Origin of the sequence: Microbacterium sp. T32 (assembly GCF_001619615.1) — a bacterium.
Classification (GTDB): Bacteria; Actinomycetota; Actinomycetes; order Actinomycetales; family Microbacteriaceae; genus Microbacterium.
The window spans coordinates 1-487 of sequence record NZ_LQQP01000010.1 but is presented as its reverse complement, the minus strand read 5'-3'; the positions used below and the strand labels follow the sequence as shown (position 1 = coordinate 487).

General features: G+C 57.7%; 1 protein-coding gene. It reads left to right on the top strand.

Annotated elements, in window-relative coordinates; all coding sequences use genetic code 11:
- Window positions 1–487 (top strand): hypothetical protein (locus AVW09_RS17890; protein WP_197462572.1); only part of this gene is annotated, 487 nt, incomplete at both ends.

Sequence of the window (487 nt, the reverse complement as noted above, 5' to 3'; positions counted from 1 at the left end):
AGTATCCAAAGCCCTCGGGTACACCTACCAGAACTGGTACGTCATCGAATACACATTGTCGGCGACGGGATCCATGCGACGATTCGCCAATAATGAACAAACCGGCCAAAGAGTCGACACCGCCTTCAACAACATTCCAACCGGAACAACCCTCGTCGGCGCCCAAGGCACACTCTCCACCACCGGCGACCTCTACTGGGGCAACACCGCAACCCCCATCGCAACCGGAGTATCCAAAGCCCTCGGGTACACCTACCAGGACTGGTACGTCATCGAATACACATTGTCGGCGACGGGATCCATGCGACGATTCGCCAACAATGAACAAACCGGCCAAAGAGTCGACACCGCCTTCAACAACATTCCAACCGGAACAACCCTCGTCGGCGCCCAAGGCACACTCTCCACCACCGGCGACCTCTACTGGGGCAACACCGCAACCCCCATCGCAACCGGAGTATCCAAAGCCCTCGGGTACACCTACCAG